Origin of the sequence: Treponema maltophilum ATCC 51939, from assembly GCF_000413055.1 — a bacterium.
GTDB classification, from domain to species: Bacteria; Spirochaetota; Spirochaetia; order Treponematales; family Treponemataceae; genus Treponema_C; species Treponema_C maltophilum.
On the sequence record NZ_KE332518.1, the window covers coordinates 1,385,571 to 1,404,581 of the forward strand.

General features: G+C 45.6%; 19 protein-coding genes. 9 read left to right on the top strand and 10 right to left on the bottom strand.

The window, feature by feature from the left end; genetic code table 11:
- Window positions 1-7: 7 nt before the first annotated feature.
- From HMPREF9194_RS06295 to HMPREF9194_RS06305, 3 genes are all read right to left on the bottom strand, one after another.
- Entirely contained in the window at window positions 8-853 is an 846-nt protein-coding gene (locus tag HMPREF9194_RS06295) for a carbohydrate ABC transporter permease (protein WP_016525543.1), read from the bottom strand.
- An 11-nt stretch (window positions 854-864) separates the two neighbouring features.
- Window positions 865-1,743: a carbohydrate ABC transporter permease gene (locus HMPREF9194_RS06300; protein WP_016525544.1), complete on the bottom strand. Its 879-nt coding sequence runs from the start codon at window positions 1,741-1,743 to the stop codon at window positions 865-867.
- A 124-nt stretch (window positions 1,744-1,867) separates the two neighbouring features.
- On the bottom strand, window positions 1,868-3,172 hold the full coding sequence (locus tag HMPREF9194_RS06305; RefSeq protein ID WP_016525545.1) for an ABC transporter substrate-binding protein: 1,305 nt from the start codon (window positions 3,170-3,172) through the stop codon (window positions 1,868-1,870).
- A gap of 223 nt (window positions 3,173-3,395) precedes the next feature.
- Between HMPREF9194_RS06305 and aspA the strand changes: the two genes are divergently transcribed.
- The 4 genes from aspA (at window position 3,396) to HMPREF9194_RS06325 (ending at window position 6,496) form a co-directional block, all read left to right on the top strand.
- On the top strand, window positions 3,396-4,799 hold the full coding sequence (gene aspA / locus HMPREF9194_RS06310; RefSeq protein ID WP_016525546.1) for an aspartate ammonia-lyase: 1,404 nt from the start codon (window positions 3,396-3,398) through the stop codon (window positions 4,797-4,799).
- 27 nt (window positions 4,800-4,826) lie between these two features.
- Window positions 4,827-5,339, top strand: a complete 513-nt coding sequence (locus tag HMPREF9194_RS06315) for a GNAT family N-acetyltransferase (RefSeq protein ID WP_016525547.1) — start codon at window positions 4,827-4,829, stop codon at window positions 5,337-5,339.
- 139 nt (window positions 5,340-5,478) lie between these two features.
- Window positions 5,479-5,952 carry a flavodoxin gene (locus HMPREF9194_RS06320; protein ID WP_016525548.1) on the top strand — a complete coding sequence of 158 codons (474 nt, stop codon included), beginning with the start codon at window positions 5,479-5,481 and terminating at the stop codon, window positions 5,950-5,952.
- Window positions 5,953-5,962: 10 nt separating this feature from the next.
- A complete protein-coding gene (locus tag HMPREF9194_RS06325; RefSeq protein ID WP_040846229.1) occupies window positions 5,963-6,496 on the top strand; it encodes a methylated-DNA--[protein]-cysteine S-methyltransferase in 534 nt (177 codons plus the stop codon).
- Window positions 6,497-7,610: 1,114 nt separating this feature from the next.
- On the opposite strand, the gene HMPREF9194_RS06340 is transcribed toward HMPREF9194_RS06325, so the two are convergent.
- The 5 genes from HMPREF9194_RS06340 to HMPREF9194_RS06360 all read right to left on the bottom strand — a co-directional run bounded on the left by HMPREF9194_RS06340 (window position 7,611) and on the right by HMPREF9194_RS06360 (window position 11,594).
- A complete protein-coding gene (locus HMPREF9194_RS06340) occupies window positions 7,611-8,381 on the bottom strand; it encodes an NADase-type glycan-binding domain-containing protein (protein WP_016525552.1) in 771 nt (256 codons plus the stop codon).
- Window positions 8,374-8,649 carry a hypothetical protein gene (locus tag HMPREF9194_RS06345; RefSeq protein ID WP_040846231.1) on the bottom strand — a complete coding sequence of 92 codons (276 nt, stop codon included), beginning with the start codon at window positions 8,647-8,649 and terminating at the stop codon, window positions 8,374-8,376. Before HMPREF9194_RS06345 ends, HMPREF9194_RS06340 begins: the two co-directional genes overlap by 8 nt.
- Window positions 8,650-8,961: 312 nt before the next feature.
- On the bottom strand, window positions 8,962-10,218 hold the full coding sequence (locus tag HMPREF9194_RS06350) for a formylglycine-generating enzyme family protein (RefSeq protein WP_016525553.1): 1,257 nt from the start codon (window positions 10,216-10,218) through the stop codon (window positions 8,962-8,964).
- A 144-nt stretch (window positions 10,219-10,362) separates the two neighbouring features.
- Complete coding sequence (gene trxB / locus HMPREF9194_RS06355) at window positions 10,363-11,274, bottom strand: thioredoxin-disulfide reductase (protein WP_016525554.1); 912 nt, start codon at window positions 11,272-11,274, stop codon at window positions 10,363-10,365.
- Window positions 11,274-11,594, bottom strand: a complete 321-nt coding sequence (locus HMPREF9194_RS06360) for a thioredoxin family protein (RefSeq protein WP_016525555.1) — start codon at window positions 11,592-11,594, stop codon at window positions 11,274-11,276. Before HMPREF9194_RS06360 ends, trxB begins: the two co-directional genes overlap by 1 nt.
- 464 nt (window positions 11,595-12,058) lie before the next feature.
- Between HMPREF9194_RS06360 and HMPREF9194_RS12495 the strand changes: the two genes are divergently transcribed.
- Genes HMPREF9194_RS12495 through HMPREF9194_RS06385 form a run of 4 tightly spaced genes read left to right on the top strand, consistent with a single transcriptional unit; the run spans window position 12,059 to window position 16,611 of the window.
- Window positions 12,059-13,474, top strand: coding sequence for a hypothetical protein (locus HMPREF9194_RS12495; RefSeq protein WP_016525556.1), 1,416 nt, complete (start codon window positions 12,059-12,061; stop codon window positions 13,472-13,474).
- Between the two features lie 50 nt (window positions 13,475-13,524).
- Window positions 13,525-14,598: an efflux RND transporter periplasmic adaptor subunit gene (locus HMPREF9194_RS06375; protein ID WP_016525557.1), complete on the top strand. Its 1,074-nt coding sequence runs from the start codon at window positions 13,525-13,527 to the stop codon at window positions 14,596-14,598.
- 59 nt (window positions 14,599-14,657) lie between these two features.
- Window positions 14,658-15,425 carry an ABC transporter ATP-binding protein gene (locus HMPREF9194_RS06380; protein ID WP_016525558.1) on the top strand — a complete coding sequence of 256 codons (768 nt, stop codon included), beginning with the start codon at window positions 14,658-14,660 and terminating at the stop codon, window positions 15,423-15,425.
- The gene (locus HMPREF9194_RS06385; protein ID WP_016525559.1) at window positions 15,418-16,611 is read left to right on the top strand and encodes an ABC transporter permease; all 1,194 of its coding nucleotides are present in this window, start codon (window positions 15,418-15,420) and stop codon (window positions 16,609-16,611) included. Before HMPREF9194_RS06380 ends, HMPREF9194_RS06385 begins: the two co-directional genes overlap by 8 nt.
- Window positions 16,612-16,674: 63 nt before the next feature.
- On the opposite strand, the gene HMPREF9194_RS06390 is transcribed toward HMPREF9194_RS06385, so the two are convergent.
- Together HMPREF9194_RS06390 and HMPREF9194_RS06395 are read right to left on the bottom strand one after the other, a co-directional pair.
- On the bottom strand, window positions 16,675-17,454 hold the full coding sequence (locus tag HMPREF9194_RS06390) for a hypothetical protein (protein ID WP_016525560.1): 780 nt from the start codon (window positions 17,452-17,454) through the stop codon (window positions 16,675-16,677).
- A complete protein-coding gene (locus HMPREF9194_RS06395; protein WP_156828003.1) occupies window positions 17,429-18,148 on the bottom strand; it encodes a hypothetical protein in 720 nt (239 codons plus the stop codon). The genes HMPREF9194_RS06390 and HMPREF9194_RS06395 overlap by 26 nt, the downstream gene beginning before the upstream one ends.
- A gap of 174 nt (window positions 18,149-18,322) precedes the next feature.
- Here HMPREF9194_RS06395 and HMPREF9194_RS06400 point away from each other — a divergent pair, with 174 nt between their 5' ends.
- Window positions 18,323-19,009: an HAD family hydrolase gene (locus tag HMPREF9194_RS06400; protein ID WP_016525562.1), complete on the top strand. Its 687-nt coding sequence runs from the start codon at window positions 18,323-18,325 to the stop codon at window positions 19,007-19,009.
- Window positions 19,010-19,011 lie beyond the last annotated feature (2 nt).

Below are 19,011 nucleotides of genomic sequence, written 5' to 3' on the forward strand. Positions count from 1 at the left end.
ATAAACTCTATTCTTTCAGCGCTCCTTCGCCGAAGCCTCGTATAAGCTGGGCGTGGAACACTATATAAAACAAAATCATCGGCAGCACACCGACTACAAGTGAAGCATACTGCAAGCCGTAATCTATATTCATCCTCCCGGCAAACTGCGTAATCGCAACCGGAAGGCTTTTTAAAGCGAGTTTTGTCGTAAACACAAACACAAATAAGAATTCGTTCCAGTGGCGCAAAAACGATAAGATAACCATCGTTGCGATAACGGGAACGGACAAGGGCATAATCATCATCCAAAATACGTAGCGGTATTTTGCGCCGTCTATTTCCGCCGATTCGATAATCGCATTCGGAATACCGCGCACATAGGAAACGGCAATCATAATCGACAAGGGCAAATCGAAGGCTATATAGGGAATGATGACGCCCAAGCGCGTGTTCGTAATTCCCAATTTCGCTTCCAGCTGAAACAACGGAATAATAACGGCATGGACGCTGATCATCACTCCGAGCGCAAAAAGCGACATAAAAAATTTTGCCGACTTAAAGGGAAATTTCGTCAATGCAAAGGAAGCGGCCATCGCAAGCAGCATTGTGGACACCGTCGCGCTGATCGTATAAATAAAACTGTTTAAAAGCGCCGTTCCCAAATGCCCCTTGTCCCATGATTCTATATAGTTATACAAAGTAGGAGAGCGGGGAAAACCGAGCGGATGCAGAACGATTTCCGCATTCAATTTGAATGACGAATAAAAAAGCCACACCAGCGGAAAAACGGTCAACAACGCAAAAACCAGCATAAGAATGTATGCGTTTACGCGCCACAGATACGAACTTTGCTTTACTGAAATTTTATCCATACAATCACCGCCTAATAATCGAAGCGTTTGGTTACCGCGCGGCTTATCAGTAAGGCAATAACGGTAAACACGATGATAATGACGGCAAGCGCACTGCCGTACCCGTAATTTTGGAACACAAAGGTCGTATTGTACATGTATACGGCGATCACTTCGGTAAAGTGCGCGGGCCCTCCGCCGGTCATCGAATAAATCAAATCAAAGCTTTTAAAACTTCCCGAAACGGCAAGAATCGTATTGATGAAAATAACGTTTGCAAGCATGGGCGTAATAAGGCGGATAAAAATGGTACCTTCTTTAGCCCCTTCAAGTTGCGCCGCTTCGATAACACCGTACGGAATACGCTGCAAGTTAGCCAAAAAAATAACCATATACAAACTTGTATGCTGCCATAAAAGCACGAACAAAATCGGCACAATGGCAAAATACTTGTTTTCGAATACGGTCATGATATAGTCCCGATTTCCGGTCAGATATCTGACTAAGGCGGGTACAATGCCTACCGGCGAAAAAATGCGGTTCCACAGCTGGGCGACGATAACCGACGAAATCGTTATAGGCAAAAAAATCAAAACTTCAAATACATCGGCATGCTTTACCATTTTGCGGTACAGCATATAGGCAAGCAAAAGCCCGAGCGGAATTTGCCCGAACACCGAAATCATTACAACCGCAATGTTGTTGCGCAGTCCTATATAAAAAACCGGATCGGTAAACATTCTGATATAGTTACCCAGCCCGATAAATTCCATTTTGCCGTAACCTTTCCACTTGGTAAAACTCAAATAAAAGCTGAACAATACGGGAAAAATAATAATACCGATGTATATAATAAAAGTGGGCAATAAAAAAGAAAGATAACTCGCCCGTTTTTGACCTATGTAGGACATGTCAGACCGCCTGTTTTTTATTTATAATCCGTGCCGAACTTCTATGCCGAATTTTTGTAATTCAAAATGCTGCGCATAAAACCGGCAGTGAGGACGGCGCGAACCGTCCTCGCAACGGAATCGTTTATTTCTTTCTGTGGCTGTCGTTTGCCGCAACCCACGCTTCATATTCGTTTGCAAGCTGCTGGGGCGTTTTTTGTCCGATCATAACCGCCTGAATGCCGGGGTTGAGCAGGTTGTTTACGCCTTCGCTGTCCATTTTGGCATCGATAACGTAACCCATAGATTGATTATTAATCAATTCCACGTATTGTTTGCTCAACTGGTCGATATCCAAGTCTTTCATATCGAACTTATACGTGCTGACAGTACCGTATTTGGTAAGAATTTCGGAGGCTTCTTTGCCCGACACAAAGGAAATGAACTTCCATGCCGCGTCGGCTTTTGCGCCGGTAAGTTTGGCGTTCATGCCGAAGTTTTCTCCGAGCGTCGCCGCGCTTGAACCTTTCGTAACTTCGCCTTCAACCGCAGGGAAAGCCATCAGTTTATACTGGGCAAAATCTTCCGGTTTCGCGGCTTTGTGCAGTGCGGAGATTCTCCAGCCCGCATCGAGCAGGTACACGGCTTTGTCGGCAATAAAATCGCCCCAAGACTGGGTTCCTTCAAGCTGGTTTACGCCGGGAGGGAACAGTTTCGCGTCGGTCATTTTCTTTATGACGGCAATGGCGTCTACAAACTGTTTGTCCGAGAATTTCGCCTTGCCGACCATAGCGTCGTCAAACCACGCTTTTCCCGCCATGCGGTCGGTAAGCATGGAAAGCAAAAGCGACTGCGCCTGCCATTGCCCCTTGTTTGCGAACGCAAGCGGGGTTAAACCGGCTGCGCGGATGGTCGGAACCTGCGCAATCATTTCGTCGAGCGTTTGCGGCGTCGTCAGTCCGAGCTTGTCTTGCAGCTTCGGGTTGATGTACACGACGGTGCACACGGCCATATTGTTGGCGATAATATAGATTTCGCCGTTCGGCCCCTGCGGTTCCCATATAGCCGGGTTGTACTGATTTTTCAGTTCGTCGGTTAAGTATGGGCGCAAATCTTTTACCATGCCGCGGTCCAATACATAACCGGAGCGCGCACCGGCATATACGGTAAACACGTCGGGAATATCGCCCGATGCGGCCATTATTTGAAATTTGTCGTGGAAGGCTTCGCCGTTGACATATTCGAATTCCAATGTAATATTGGGATATTTCTTTTGGAACGCTTCAACGGTTACGGGCCAATAGGCCGATTGGGGGTTCGCCAAATCCTGCTGCATGTACACGGAAAGCGTTACCGGAGCGTTCGAATCGGCGCTTTCTTTTTTTCCCTTGGAACAGGAAAAAAAGACGATACTGCAGCATAAAAGCATAACAGCTGCAATCTTTTTCATTTATTTCCTCCTGAAAAAAATATTGATGATATCAAGAGTATATCACTCATTTTTTTTACGCGCCAGCGGTATTATTTAAAAACGAGGCGTCAAAAATAAAAAAACAGGGCGTTTTTTGAAAAACAAGTATGGCATTATATAATTTCAAACCGGTATTTTAAGAAAATGCCTCTGGCGCTTTTACCGTCGTCGTCATATACTGGAAAGTACAGAGGGGCAGTATATGAGAATCGAACACGACTTGTTGGGTGAAAGGGAAATTCCTGAAGACGCCTATTACGGCATTCAAACGCTCAGGGCAATAGAGAATTTTTCGATAACCGGCATTAAACTTTTTTTGTATCCGCAGCTGATTTATGCACTTGCACAGGTAAAAACGGCTGCAGCACGCGCAAACCGCGATATGGGGCTTTTGCCCGACACTCTTTATCAAGCGATCGAAAAAGCGTGCGCCGAAGTTATTGCGGGAAAATTCAACGGCGAGTTCATCGTCGATATGGTGCAAGGCGGGGCCGGCACTTCAACGAACATGAACGCCAATGAAGTGATCGCAAACCGCGCGCTCGAACTTTTAGGGCACAAAAAGGGCGAGTATTCCTACTGCCACCCGAACAATCACGTCAATTTATCGCAGTCGACAAACGACGCCTACCCTACCGCCGTAAAAATCGCCCTCCATGACGGCAATAAAAAATTGACCGCCGAATTGGAAAAACTCATACAAGCCATGCGCAAAAAAGCGCACGAGTTTGCCGGCATCCTTAAAATGGGGCGCACGCAGCTTCAGGACGCCGTTCCCATGACGCTCGGGCAAACCTTCGAAGCATACGCCGTTACGCTCGAAGAAGAAATTCAGCGCTTAAACGAAAACGCGCGCTTGTTTTTGGAAATCAATATGGGAGCAACCGCTATCGGTACGGGCATCAACAGCGAACCCGGCTATGCGGAAAAGGTAACGGCGCATTTAAGCGAAATTACGGGAACAAGCCTCGTCTCTGCGCCCAACCTCATAGAGGCGACCCAAGACACCGGCTCTTTTGTCATGTATTCTTCATCGGTAAAACGCCTCGCCGTCAAGCTTTCAAAAATCTGCAACGATTTGCGGCTGTTGTCGTCGGGGCCGCGCTGCGGCATAAACGAAATAAATCTGCCGCCCATGCAGCCGGGGTCTTCCATTATGCCGGGCAAGGTAAATCCGGTTATTCCCGAAGCGGTAAACCAAACCGCTTTTAAAGTTATCGGAAACGACTTAACCGTTACGCTCGCTTCCGAAGCGGGCCAACTCGAGCTGAACGTGTTTGAGCCTGTCATAGCATTCAGCCTCTTTCAATCGCAGGACATGCTGTGCAATGCAATGGCAACCTTGCGCAAACGCTGCATAGAAGGCATTACGGCGAACGCCGAACACTGCCGTAATATGGTATACAACAGCATAGGTCTTGTAACGGCAGTCAGCCCGGCCATCGGTTACGAAGCGGCTACCGAAATCGCCAAAACCGCACTTAAAACGGGTACATCGGTGTACGATTTGATATTGGAAAAGGGCTTGCTCACAAAGGAGCAGCTCGACGATATTTTGAATCCCGAAAGCATGACTCACCCGCGCAAGCTTAAATTGGGCGAATGACGCTATTTTCAATACAAAGGAGCGGCAATGATTCGTATACGTAAAGCGGAAACTGCGGATGCGGAAAGCCTTGCGCTTATCGGCGAACAAACCTTCCGCGAAACTTTCGGCGCGTTCAACACAAAAAAAGATATGGACGAATACTGCACAAAGAATTTCGGCACCCGAATTCAGCAAAACGAAATTGCCGATAAAAACAAATGCACATTGTTTTGCGAATCGGATAACCGGATCGCCGGCTATGTACAAATCAATTTGAATGCCGCTTTCGGCGCTGTCGCGGATACCTCTCAGGCGGAAATACAGCGGTTTTATATCGTAAAAAACTTGCACGGCAAGGGCGCCGCGCAAGCGCTTATGAACGCCGCGCTCGATACGGTACGCCGGCTGAATATAAAGCACGTTTGGCTCGGCGTATGGGAAAAAAATCTGCGGGCAATCGCGTTTTATAAAAAATTCGGTTTTGAACAAATCGGCGAGCATGTTTTTTTACTCGGCAGCGATCCCCAGCGCGACATCATCCTGCACAAAACTTTTTAGCATAAAAAAACGGACAGCACCGTACGCGCGGCTTATTGTACCGCGTGCGCCGAATCCCTGCCCCGCGCACTTTCCCCTTGACTTAAACCGCACTTTAACTTGTATACTGATTATAGCATGATTATATTCGGAGGTATGTATGTCAAAAAAACTGGTTGCGTTTTTCAGCGCGTCGGGCGTAACGGCTCAGGCGGCGCGCAGCTTGGCGGATGCCGCGGGAGCGGATTTGTACGAAATAAAACCGGCCGTTCCGTATACAAACGCGGATTTGGATTGGATGAATAAAAAATCGCGCAGCAGCATCGAAATGAACGACAAAGCCTCGCGCCCCGCAATTGCGGACACGAACGCACACGTCGCCGACTACGATGTCGTCTTTGTCGGTTTTCCGATTTGGTGGTACATTGCGCCGACAATCATCAATACCTTTCTCGAACGCTACGATTTCAGCGGGAAAAAAATCGTGCTGTTTGCGACATCGGGCGGAAGCGGTTTCGGAAAAACGGTATCGAATTTGCAGCCGAGCGCGCCGAATGCGAAAATCATCGAAGGCAAAGTGCTGAACGGACGCCATGACAAAGCTTCTCTCACCGCATGGGCCGCGCAGTTTTAGGGATTTTATCGTGAACTTTATACACCGCTACGATTCGCCGCTCGGCGGCATAACGGAAGCCTCCGACGGTAAATCCTTAATCGGGCTGTGGTTTGACGGGCAAAAGTATTTTGCCGATACGCTCGATTCCGACTCTGAAGAAAAGCGGCTTCCCGCCTTTGAACAAACCGACCGCTGGCTTGATATCTATTTCAGCGGCAGGGAGCCGGTCTTTACCCCGCCGCTTTCTATGGAAGCGACCGCATTCCGCAAAGCCGTTTGGAAAATTATGTTGAAAATCCCGTACGGGCACACGATGACCTACGGCGAAATCGCCGACAAAATCGCAAAGCAAAAAAACATTGCGCACATGTCGGCGCAGGCGGTCGGCGGTGCGGTCGCGCACAACCCCGTCTCGCTCATCATTCCGTGTCACCGCGTCGTCGGCACAAACGGCAGTTTAACGGGCTATGCCGGCGGAATCGATAAAAAAGTAAAACTTTTGACGCTGGAACGCGCAGATATGTCATCGTTTTTTATTCCGAAAAAAGGCACGGCACTGTGAAGCGGGAAACCTGAGCGGAATCAATTAAGACATTCGACTCCAACCCATACCGGGCTCGCCACACGTCTTCCTGTCGCAAGCCGTGCTATCGAGTTTTTACAGCCGCTTGGACTGTCTTGTATTGCGTCTGTAAAAACTCGCCTACCTTCTGTTTAGTAACTGAAGTTATCATCCTTCTATATGCTTTGAAGGCATAGAAAGGAAAACGGATATAACACTAATACCTCCGATAATTAAGTATTTGTACCGGGTAAAAATTATAAGATACATACATAATTGATATAACCGTATTCTTTCAGACGGCAAATCCTCGTACAGCGCTACATTTATTGGTATAAACATTATAAGAAATATAATAATTATAGAAATGGCAGCAATAATTACTCTTTTTATCTTCATTTTGCTTTCCCAGGTATTTTAAGAAAATCCATAAATCTATTTGATATTCCTTACATACTCAGTCGTCAGTCCCCGGTAGTTTTCCGTTATGCTTGTGGTATGGTTCACTCTGCTCTATTTGTAAATCTTGTTAAATATAAATAAACTCCAGATAGAATCTTCTTAAATTCATTGCTATCCAAAGTAATTTCACTTACAGATTTTTTTTGACCGTACAAATTCCTTCTTTGCTACAACTTTTAAATGCCACTAATCTGGTTTTCCCGTTGTTGTCGAATTGAATAAGATAACTTCCGTCATCAAATGCTGCTTCGGGAGCCCATACTTCCAGTTTTTTTGATTTACGAAGCAAATCATCACTATAGCGGTATCGTATATATATACCAAAAATTTTCCCTCGCCTATAAATTTATCATAAAAGCAATTATTAACTTCAACCTCAATGGCAAATATCGCTTTACTTCCAAAATCATTTATAAGTCTCCCTACATATACTCTTCTTCCAAACTTGAGAAGGACATAATTGACCTCCTAACCAACCTTTATTATATTACATTTTTTGGGGAAAAAATAGATACAAAGTTGTGTCTACGGGCGTTCCCCTTTTAGTTGCAAGAGCTGAATTGCTATGGGGGCGGCTTTTATATGGCTGTCTTTTCAGGCCCTATCGCGGAAAAGTTGTCAGTTAGATTAAAAATAGGCTAAAAAATCGTAATTATCTACTACACAAGATTGATGAAATACAAGTATCTTCGTACTTTGTTCCTGGATACACTTCCAGAATTTCAATGATTATTTCATCATCAATTACCGAATTCAAATCCAAAACCTGAAAAACAGGCTTATCTATAAGAAAAAAATAGCAAACATTCTCTTTTATAGATATTTTAATCTTCTTTGGGCGTGAATTTTTATTGAATAAATCCGGTCGTTTAATAGAAACATATCCCGGCAAAATATATAATTTTTTAATTTCTTTATTCTTTAAAAATAATTTTTCACCAATTCCTTGACCGCTAACACCTTCTGCCCAAACATAATTTAAGTTTCCCCAAAATGTAATTTTCTCAGGTGAAAAACTATAATTTTTTTCCTTTAAGGAAGACGAAGCTTTCACTTCTGTAGAGATTAAAGCTTCAAGTTTTCTTGCCGAATTAGAGTTACCAATAAAATAGGGGACTTCGCTGTCTTTATATAAAATAAGATAATCTTCAAAGCAAAAATATCTCATAGTTCTTGTAGTTTGTGTTGCATCGTCTATAAAAGAAATTTGTGCATTCCCAAAAGAATCTTCCGAAAGTGTAAATCCCCCTGTAGCTTTTTCAGTTTTACCATTGTCTAAATTAATATTGAAGTACTCATATTTATTATTAATGAAATTAAAATATCCTTCGTCAGAATAATATTTTCCATGCAGCGTTTCTGCAAAGCCGGATACAATGATATTAAAAATTATTATACCTAGAAAAAATATTTGTTTATTCATTTTTTGGATCCTTTATTTTTATTTTTATTGTGTCTGTGTCGTTTGATTCAAAGCCTATATCGTGTAAAATATCAATAGTCTCATTAAAATCCGCCAGTTTCATAATTTGACAGCCTTTACTATAAGGTTGTGAAAACGGTCCGTTCGATTTACCTTGTGCAGCACGTTCTTCTCTCTTATCTGGATTAGTTATTTCATCTGGATACACAAGAAAATCAGGAACTTGTATTTCTATGGCATTTATATAAGAAGCAGAACTTGATAGCACAGCATAAATTTTTAAGTTTTTTTAAAATTTATTTTTCCCCATGTAATTATAATAACCTTTCCGTCATCTCCTATAACACAGTCTTGAGCGAATAACCGCTTATCTATGTTATAGATGCGGACGATACAAAAATAAGATCAGCATGAATCAACAAGCCCGACGCTCGCGTCGGGACACAGTGCTCAACGTTTCGCACTGTGTGTTCTATAAGGGGATTGCAGTCGGCTTTAATACCCTTTGTTACGACGCAGAGCGTCGGGGTATTAAACCCTCCGCACGAATAAAAATCGGTACAAAATATCCGCTTCCGAATTACGGTCGCCACGCCAAGCGGAAGCCAAGATAGATGCTTTTGCCGTCAGGTTCGCCGTAGTTCCGTAGACCTACAGCGCAAAACCTCGCACCGCAGAGCTCTTCACCCCTGGAATTCACACTGCTGAACCAACTGCCGCCGCGTTCAACACGGCGTTTGCCCGATGCGGCACCTTGAGGATCCATAACGATATCTTCACTCATATATGCATTATCGTTTGATGCAGGCTCCGGATCATACCGATCAAAACACCATTCCAAGACATTTCCCGACATATCATATAAACCAAGTGTATTCGAAGCTTTGCTTCCTACCGGAGCCGTCTTAATTGTCTGAGGGTTTTGCTGTTGTATAGAGGTTCCGTTCCACCACTTGTCATATACGGCGACCCTCGTAAGCTCATCCCGTAAACTTTCCCAATTTTCTCCCTCAGGTAGAGTGGGCAGTTCTTTAAAGCCTATCGTTTTTTTTGCTCCGCTTGCACTGTTAAGTTTGGTAAGCCATACATCGCCGTATTGTACCGCATTTGTTTTATCACTTCCCTGCCAGCGGGCGGCATATTCCCATTCGGCTTCGGTAGGAAGACGGAAGCCTTTTTTATCCATATCGGCATAGGCATTGTCGCAAATAAATACTTCTTCCCCTTCTTTCTCTTTTGCGTCTTTTAATACCGTAGTATCGTCTTTACTTTTACGGTATACACAGTCGGCATCGGAGTCTGTCGTCTTTTCCGTATACGCATTACACCATACTATGCAATCCCGCCAGCTTACACAAGTTACAGGCTGCTCTTCATCATTTCCGGTTCCGTCACTGCCTTTTTTCCCCGGATTGGCAAACTGATACCCTTTCCCGGTAGCCCAATCGTAGACTTCTTTCCAAAGTTTATATGTTACCTCCGTTTTACCGAGCGCATAGGGGCTTAACTTTACCTTGCGGCCGTCAATAAATACGCCTTTCCACTTAGCTTCATTTTCGGGTAAGGAGTCGGGATCGGGAGCAACGCCTTCGGTGCCGGTTGTCGGAGGTATTATTTTTACAAATCCTGCATTTTCCAAAGATCTCGCATCCGCAGGTGTTGAGGGCGTTCGGGCACCGCCATTCCTACGGCCTCGGGAACCGGTACCCGCGTTTCCTCGCGCACTATTTGAACAGCAGGTAAACATAAGTGCCGTTGTAATAAATGCAGTCGCAACGAGCGCTGCAGCTGCCTTAAAGGCATATGCCTTTATACTGTGAGTTTTAAACTTTGTCATAGACGCCTCTTTTTAACTGATAATTTTGTAAGAAAAAGTGTACTGTTTTTATCGGTACGCTTCTTTGTCATTACGGTACAGTATAACCTGTGTTTCCGCACATTTCAACGTTTTAAGGGCGTTTTTTGTTTTTCGACAGATGTGCTATTCTCTTATATAGTCTTCTATATACCTTGAAGCGACCGCCCCGTCGGCGCACGCGGTAACGATTTGGCGCAAAGCCTTGGTGCGCACATCTCCTACGGCAAAAACGCCGGGAATATTCGTGCGCGTCGATTCGTCGGCAACGATATAGCCGCCGGCATCGAGTTCCACGGTATCTTTAAATAAAGCCGTGTTCGGCAGCCGGCCGACGGCAACGAACAAACCGCTGCATTCGATATTTGAAGTTTCGCCCGATTCGACGTTTCGCACGGTAATGCCGGTAAGCGTTTTATCATACAGCAGTTTTGAAACGACGGAATGCCACACGAGATGCACATTGCCGACAGCTTTTAAAGCGTTCATATAAACGGCCGAAGCGCGCAATTCTCCCCGGCGGTGAATAAGGTACACTTCTGTGCAAATATTGCTCAAATAAAGCGCATCGGCAACTGCCGAGTTTCCGCCGCCGACAACCGCGACCGTTTTGTTTTTATAAAACATGCCGTCGCAGGTTGCGCAATATGCAACGCCTTTTCCGGCAAGCTGCGTTTCTTCGGGAAGCCCCAATTTTTTCGCTTCGGCTCCCGTTGCAATAATCACGGTTTTCGCTTCGAATACGCCTTCGGAACTGTCTATCTTTTTTATCTTCGATTTTAAATCGGCGGATTTTACTTCGGCGAGGACGGTTTGCGCTCCGAAGCGCTCGGCGCCCGCTTTCATTTTTTGGCCGAGCGTAAAGCCGTCTATGCCTTCTTCAAAACCGGGATAATTATCGACGATATTCGTCGCGGCCATTTGTCCGCCCGGCGACAGCTTTTCAAGTACGACGGCGGAAAGCCCCGAACGCACGCAGTACAAAGCCGCCGTATAGCCGCCCGGCCCGCCGCCGATTATTGCAACATCGTATATCATTAAAATCCCTGCCCTTTAAGCCATTCGTCCACTTGCGCTTTGGAAGCCGGCTCGCTTATGTACGGCCCGTTTTTACCGCTGCGGAACACCGAAAGGGTCGGCAGCGCGTTGATATTATATTTTTTGCCCGTATCGGGGGCTTTATCGACATCTATCTTTACCGTATCGAACAAAGCCGCGTTTTTTTCCGCAATAACTTCCAAGGCGGGCGCAAGACGTTTGCAGTCGCCGCACCACGGAGCGTAAAAATCCACGAGCACCGGCTTTGACGCCTTCAATACGACTTCATCGAATTCTTTTTCGGTTATTTCTCTTACCATGACAACCTCCTATGGGTAATGCCCTTGTTATTCGTTATACCATTGTACGAAAATACTGCGCTTTGAACAAGTGACTTTATCACTTTCCCGGAAATTCAGTATGAACAAAATTTAATAGAAAGCTACCTGCCCCGACAGCATGCGCTAAAAGAGGCGACGTTCAGGCAATTCACTTCGCTCATAAGCCGTTCACGTCCCCTCTTTTAACGCTTTTATCATCGGCATGTATTCTTCTGAGCTTTTTGTTCCTACTGAATCCCGTATGTACGGGGGGAGTTTCCCAGTTGGCAGGCAAAATTTCGCAGAAATTTTGCCTAGTCCGATACCTATTACAGTCAGCCGCGATAAACGGCAGGATGTTGCCGGACGGCGGCTCTTTTATCCTGTTACATATTTTTATGCCTTAATATTTTCCGGTACGGTTGCTCTGTAACCAAAGATAATAAAAAAAGGTTTATGTGAATATGAAACGGATATTTTTTGTTTTATGCGTTTTGCTGTTCGGCACGGGTTTGCTTGTTGCAAGTCCCGATTTGGCCAAATATTTGGAAAACGATTTGGAACTGCAAAGGCTCGCGCTCGAAGTAAAAAAAGCGGAACTTTCCTCGAAGGAAACGTCGATCGACAACGGTTTAAGCGTCAAGCTTTCGACGGGAACCGCCGTTTTTACAAACGAAAACGGCACAGCCTCCGTTTCTTTTTCACCGTCGGCAACGGCCGCCCTTCCCGCCTTATCGAATTTAAAACTGAACGTTTCTTCGTCCGTAAAAATTGCCGGCGGACAAAACGCCTCCGACAACACAAAGTTTTCACTGTCGGCGGACATTATTTCCGGCAGCACAATTGCGCGCAAGCTGAAACTTATGAACGCCGAGCGGACGCTTTTAAATGCAAAGCGCGCGCTGCAAAACAGGGCTTTGGAAGCCGAAAAGGAATTTTACACGCAATTGAAAGCGCTTTTTACGGGCGAAAACGATATCATTCAGGCGCAAAAAACCTTGTACGACAATACGCTCAAGTTTGAAGAAATAAAAGCGAAGGGCTATTCAAAATCGTCTTCGAATTACCGCCAAGCCGAACTGCAAGTGCTTTCGGACACGCACACTGTGAAAACGAAGATCCGCGCGCTCGAGCACGACTGCGCCGTTTTTGCGGCAAAATGCGGCGCACGTTTTGAAGCCGGCCAAAAAGCGCGCGATTTTTTACCCGACAGTATTCAATCGGTGGAAGCCGTCGACATTGCGTCTTTAAAAAAAGAAAACTATAAAAAAATAGAAGAAGCCGAATGGACTCATTCGTACAACACGCTTGCGAGGACGGCCGATAAAAACTTTACGCTCGGCGCAAGCGCCGGCTATACGATACAAAATTCTCATGTGTCGTCTTCGGGTACAAAGGCGGACACGGTCGACGCGGGAGTGAACGCCGGTTTATACGGATTAAGCCTCGATGCGGGCGTATCGGTTCCGGTAGGAAAATCACATTCGCCGGTGTATACGCTTTCGGCAAGCGTCGATTTGAACGCATTTCAAAAGGCAAAACTCGGTTCGGATAAAAACGCGTATTCGCAGCAGCAGGAACTTATTGCGATACAATCGGCTGCCGACGCATACGATACTTCTATTGTAGACCAAACGCAATCGCTGAACGACATACGCTGGGCAAAGGAAACGAACCGGCAAACCTACGATATGTACGTTCAACTTGAAAAAGACATGGCTTCGTATTTAAAAGACGGAATCATTACGGAAAGCGAATATTTGACTTCGTTCGCAAACAAAGAACTGTACCGCATCCGGCTGCTTATCAACGACATCGATTTAATCATCTACAACAATACGACAAAACTGCTGTTTTGCCGCGACGACGAAATTCAATAAACGCATGGCGCAAGTGCGAGGCACGCGGGCGCCGCGCGAAGGAATTTATTATGGGCAAAAAGAAATTCTCTCGGAAACTGAAATTCGCAATCGGGTGCGGCATTGCGGTACTCGTCATTGTTGCAGGTCTTGTCGGCGCCAAAACGCTTATCGCCTCGTCGAAAAAAGACAATACCGTTTATACCGTAAAAAAAGAAAGCTACGAAAACGTAATTGAAATTGCGGGAACCGTTGCCGCCGCAGAGCAGCAAACGCTGCAGGCATTAAGCGCCGGAACCGTTTTGGGCGTTTATGTGCAAAAAGGCGATAAAGTAAAAGAAGGCGATATTATCATTCAGCTCGACGATACGGAGCAGGAATACAATCTTGCAAAACTCGATTACAGTATGGCCTCTTCACGGGTTTCCGGCTCGCAAATGGAACTGGCACTGCAAAAAAAACAGCGTTTGTCGCTTTTGCAAAAAATAGAAGACCGCAAAGTAAAAGCAACCTTTAACGGCATCATCGCCGATTTGGACGTTTCGGTCGGCGATTCGCTCGAAGCGAAAGACTCGGTCGGCGTTTTGGTAAACGTCGATTATCTTATTGCGGAAGTCGAAATTGCCGAAACGGATGTTTCGAAGCTGAAAACCGGGCAAAAGGTCGAATTCACCTTTCCGGCCTACGACGGCACGGTTGAAGGCTCCGTGGTAAGCTGGCCGGCGATCGGCGAAGTTACAAGCCGCGGTGCCACGGTCGTAAAGGTAAAAATCCGCATAGACGAATATCCCGAAGAGATTCTTCCCAATTTTTCGTTTACGGGAAAAATCCGCATTACCGACCCGGTCGAGAATCTTATCGTGGAATCTTATGCGATTGCCCGCGAAAACGGACAAGCGTATGTACAGCTTGCTTCGACGGGCGAAAAAATCAACGTAAAGGTTTCTTCGTACGGAAACGGCTACGTAAAAATCGAAGAAGGACTTTCCGGCGGCGAAGTTTTAAAAGCGCAAAGTGCTCCGAAAAATTCGGGCGGTTCGCGCAGCAGACCCGGCGGTTCTTCCGGCGGCAAAAATTCTTCGGGCGGCGGTCCCGGAGGTACACCCGGCGGGAACAGCATTCCGATAGGCGGCCCGCCGATGTAATGCTTCGGCAGACATAATGCGTCGGCAATCGATATATTTTATACCTTAGGACTTAAAAAATGGCGGAAACTATTATCCGAATGGAAAACGTTACGAAATTGTACGAAATGGGAGAAAGCGTCGTGCACGCCCTGCGCGGCATAAGCTTCAGCATAAAACAGGGTGAATTCGTTTCGATAATGGGGCCGTCCGGTTCGGGAAAATCGACCTGCATGAACATGATAGGCTGCCTTGACCGGCCGACAAGCGGCATAGTGGAAATCGGCGGCAAAGAAACGGCAAAGATGACGGAAAAAGAACTCGCCGCCCTGCGCAATAAAACGATCGGCTTTGTGTTCCAGCAATATCACTTGCTTCCGAGCATGACGATTCTCGAAAACGTTATGCTTCCCCTGCGCTATCAGGGCGTCGAACGGGCAAAACGAATTGAACTTGCAAAAGAAGCCTTGGAACTTGTCGATATGGGGAACAGACTGTCGCACCGGCCGAACGAACTTTCAGGCGGTCAAAAGCAGCGCGTTGCCGTTGCGCGCGCGACCGTAACGAAACCGCACATTATTCTGGCCGACGAGCCGACCGGCGCTTTGGACAGCAAAACGGGCGCGCAGGTTCTTAAGCTCTTTAAAAAAATCAACGAAGGCGGAACGACCATCGTCATCGTTACCCACGACCCGGGAATCGGCGCAAGCACGAACCGGTGCATAAAAATTTTTGACGGAAACATTCAGTCCGACCAAGAACAGGTTCCCGTCATGCCTTTCGACGAAACGTCCGGCAAAGCGGATCAGTCGGACGAAACGGATACAGCGGAAAAAGACGATGTTTGAAGATTTTACGAATGCGCTGCAGAATTTCAAAAGGCAAAAAACGCGCACGATTCTTTCCCTGCTCGGAGTTATTATCGGCGTCGCTTCGGTCATCGTGATTACCAGCATGGGAAGCAGTTCCACGCAGGAAATAAAAAACACATTCGGGACCGCAGGCCTCGACGTCGTAAGCATTTCGTCGGGCTTTATGCGCCGAAGGTCGAGTTCCTCGTCGATTACCTTCGACGAATCGTTCAGAAAAAATCTGTTCGATAACGTCAATCACATAAAAAAGATTTGGTATAAAAATTCGCTGAACGCATCGCTGTCTTACGGAGAAACGAGCTCTACGACAAACTGCAGCGCCGTGGAACAAGGTTATCTTGAAATGTACGACATAGAGCTTGAATCGGGAAGATTTTTTACCGTTACGGAAGACTATTACGGTATGCAAAAAATCATCCTCGGAAAAACGATTGCGGACGCCCTCTTTCCTTCAGGCGATGCCGTCGGCAAATACATTCTCGCAACGTCGAACAATATTTCGTTCAGCTTTGAAGTAATCGGCGTACTCAAAGAGCAAACGTCGGGCATGGAACAGACGAGCAACGGGGCCTACATTCCACGCGGCTTTTATTCAAAAAAAATCGCGCCGAACCCGAGCGCATCGACCGTTATCGTGCAAGCCGAAAGCGCCGAATACGCAACCGAACTTGCAAGCGCCGTAGAAGCGTACTGTACCGAGTTAAGCGGCTCCGCATATGCGGTAAACGTTATGTCGATGCAGACGATGATAGACCAAGTGAACGAAATAATGACAACGATGAGCGTCATGCTCAGCGCCATAGCCGCAATTTCGCTGCTCGTAGGCGGAATCGGCATTATGAATATTATGATTGTTACGGTAACCGAACGGCGGCAGGAAATCGGCATACGAAAAGCACTCGGTGCAAGCCCTGCCGATATACGGCGGCAGTTTTTGGTGGAATCGGCGGCCATTACGCTTATCGGCGGCATTGCGGGAATTATTATCGGCATTGCGATAAGCATCGCCGTCGAATACGTAAAGGGCCAATCGTTTATCGTAAGCACGGGAGCATGCGCCGTTTCGTTTGTATTTTCGGTTTTTGTCGGAATCTTTTTCGGCATGAATCCTGCGGCACGGGCGGCAAAACTCGACCCCGTTTTGGCACTCGCGGGAGAGTGAGGGAAACAGTACACAACTCGACTTTCGAATCATTCGGCTATTGTTTAATTTTCTATCGGGACTTTACATTTTTATCAAAGGTGTTGTATTTTGTTCCGATTCTTCGATAAATTTAAATATGCTTAAAATAACCGCAATGCTTTTTTTCAATACCGATTCCGAATCGCGCAGATAAACCGTGTAGCCGGTTTTTGTAAAACGTGCAGCCAAGATATTATTTGAAAAAATGAAATATTCCCGATTTTCGTCCAATATGCCTTCTTCGAGAAACCTTTTTTCATATACCGAATTTTTATCGACGGCAAACACTTCGTATATATTTTTCCCCTTTTTAATTTCGCAAAACATATAAGGGAATTGTACAAAAGAATTCGAAAAAGAATTTCGGAATGTATAGAAAATGCCGTTTGCTTTAAAAGGCTGTTTTATATACTGTCTGCCCCGGCTATCGCTGTATATGAGTATAGACTGCTTTATTTTTTGCTCAATTTCGCTTATCGTAAAATAAACCGTATATTTATTTTTTTTGAGATTCCCGTCATCGCCGGAAAACGGATTAAAAAACAAATTAAGGCGTCCTTTTTCGGCCGTAACTCCGCTCAGAGCGAGCAGAGGATCGGAAACAGGATACCGTATGCCGTTTTCGATTTTTATACTCAGATCGTTTTCGGCAAGCCGTTCCGTTTTGTTTCCGTAAAATATACGGCCTTCGACAGCCGCAGGTAAAAAAACGATATCGGCCGGATACGTTTTATCCGTAATCCCGTTTTGAACAAAGCCGACACACGCGGTAAAAAGTATTGAAAATACCGCAAAGTTAAAACAATAAAATACCTTTTTCATATTTTCGTATGCCTCTGAAAACACCGTTTAAAACGCCGACATATTCTTTCAGCAATTCGGGATCGGTTTCCGAATAAATCTTATAGGCGCCGCTGGAAAAACGTGCCGCAAGGTTGTTTTCTAAAAAAACGGAAAATTCCTGTTTCGTATCCATAACAAGGTACTTCGGGCTGTTATGTGTGTATTTGCCGATAGCCGCGGCAAATACTTTATAGCAGCGGCCTTTTTCATCGTGAAACTTTGCGATCATATACGGAATCGGAACATCCTGTTTGCTTACGGCGTCGGGAAACTCAAGATAATTTTTATTAAAAGAAATCGGGCTTATGTCGAACTGTATATTTTCGCCTTCTTTATTTGTATAAACGGTAAAGCCGCATTCTATGCCGACGGTTTCGCCGCCCGATACAGTCGTATAATCCCAAATCTTTTTCTTTGCCTCCGAAACCGATAAAAAGTCTTTGATATTAAACGCGGGGTTCTTTATCTTCCCCTGAATGAAAATCGGATTTTTATCCGCATTTTTTGCATAATCTTTTTCGGTGTATACAAAAATTCCTTCGGTTTTCAGAGAACCGATTTGTATGTTCTCGGGAAGTGTTTCGTATGCACGGGGCGCGACGGAAAGCAAAACGCACGACGCCGAAAATAAAGACAATACTATGGCAGGCAGAAAAATTTTTACTTTTTTCACGATTAAAAAACCTTCCAATCCGGCATTCGGCATAAATTATACGACAGATTTCCGATTTGTCAAGTTTTTTTATTTTATTCTTTTGGCGGTTTCCGTTCAGTCGTTTTTTCATTCTGACACCCTAAGCGGAACCGCCCCTTCACTATTTGCATTTTTTGAATTATACTGAAAGATATGATACGCGGTATTTTATTCGATGTTGACGGTGTGCTTATAAATTCGGAAAAAGAGATTGCTCAAGCGTGTATTGAGTTTTTTAAGAGGCGCGGCGTACATGCCGTTCCCGCAGACTTCGCCCCCTTTATAGGGGCGGGCGAAAACCGTTTTATAGGCGGAGTTGCCGAAAAATACGGTTTAAAAATAGATATCGCCGCTGCCAAAATTGAAGCGTACGGTATCTATGATGAACTGATTTCCGGTACCGATTGCGCTATGAAGGGCACTGCCGACTTTATCCGCAATGCGCAAAAAGCGGGCATTAAAACGGCTTTGGCGACAAGCGCCGATAAAATCAAATTGGACGTTAATTTAAAAGCAATCGGTTTTTCGATTGACGACTTCGATTATGCGGTGTGGGGCAATAAGGTAACGCATAAAAAGCCCGACCCCGAAATTTACCTTACGGCGGCTGCAGGTCTCGGTTTGAACGCATGCGATTGCCTTGTCGTTGAAGATGCCGTAAACGGGGTTCAAGCCGCCAAGGCCGCAGGTTCTTTGTGTATCGGTCTTTTAGGTTCTTTTTCCGAAGCCGAACTGAAACGGGCGGGAGCCGACATTGTTTTACAGGATTTAAGCTTTTTTGAACCCTTTTGTTCGCAAAACGAATTTACTGCATCCTTAAAACGCCTATTAAACGGTTGATG

Excerpts from the sequence above, each read along its gene's own strand:
- HMPREF9194_RS06295 (WP_016525543.1), bottom strand. The coding sequence starts at position 853 with ATGGATAAAATTTCAGTAAAGCAAAGTTCGTATCTGTGGCGCGTAAAC.
- HMPREF9194_RS06315 (WP_016525547.1), top strand. The coding sequence starts at position 4,827 with ATGATTCGTATACGTAAAGCGGAAACTGCGGATGCGGAAAGCCTTGCG.
- HMPREF9194_RS06380 (WP_016525558.1), top strand. The coding sequence starts at position 14,658 with ATGGCGGAAACTATTATCCGAATGGAAAACGTTACGAAATTGTACGAA.
- HMPREF9194_RS06350 (WP_016525553.1), bottom strand. The coding sequence starts at position 10,218 with ATGACAAAGTTTAAAACTCACAGTATAAAGGCATATGCCTTTAAGGCA.
- aspA (WP_016525546.1), top strand. The coding sequence starts at position 3,396 with ATGAGAATCGAACACGACTTGTTGGGTGAAAGGGAAATTCCTGAAGAC.
- HMPREF9194_RS06320 (WP_016525548.1), top strand. The coding sequence starts at position 5,479 with ATGTCAAAAAAACTGGTTGCGTTTTTCAGCGCGTCGGGCGTAACGGCT.
- HMPREF9194_RS06305 (WP_016525545.1), bottom strand. The coding sequence starts at position 3,172 with ATGAAAAAGATTGCAGCTGTTATGCTTTTATGCTGCAGTATCGTCTTT.
- HMPREF9194_RS06390 (WP_016525560.1), bottom strand. The coding sequence starts at position 17,454 with ATGAAAAAGGTATTTTATTGTTTTAACTTTGCGGTATTTTCAATACTT.
- HMPREF9194_RS06300 (WP_016525544.1), bottom strand. The coding sequence starts at position 1,743 with ATGTCCTACATAGGTCAAAAACGGGCGAGTTATCTTTCTTTTTTATTG.
- HMPREF9194_RS06340 (WP_016525552.1), bottom strand. The coding sequence starts at position 8,381 with ATGAATAAACAAATATTTTTTCTAGGTATAATAATTTTTAATATCATT.
- trxB (WP_016525554.1), bottom strand. The coding sequence starts at position 11,274 with ATGATATACGATGTTGCAATAATCGGCGGCGGGCCGGGCGGCTATACG.
- HMPREF9194_RS06360 (WP_016525555.1), bottom strand. The coding sequence starts at position 11,594 with ATGGTAAGAGAAATAACCGAAAAAGAATTCGATGAAGTCGTATTGAAG.
- HMPREF9194_RS06385 (WP_016525559.1), top strand. The coding sequence starts at position 15,418 with ATGTTTGAAGATTTTACGAATGCGCTGCAGAATTTCAAAAGGCAAAAA.
- HMPREF9194_RS12495 (WP_016525556.1), top strand. The coding sequence starts at position 12,059 with ATGAAACGGATATTTTTTGTTTTATGCGTTTTGCTGTTCGGCACGGGT.
- HMPREF9194_RS06400 (WP_016525562.1), top strand. The coding sequence starts at position 18,323 with ATGATACGCGGTATTTTATTCGATGTTGACGGTGTGCTTATAAATTCG.
- HMPREF9194_RS06375 (WP_016525557.1), top strand. The coding sequence starts at position 13,525 with ATGGGCAAAAAGAAATTCTCTCGGAAACTGAAATTCGCAATCGGGTGC.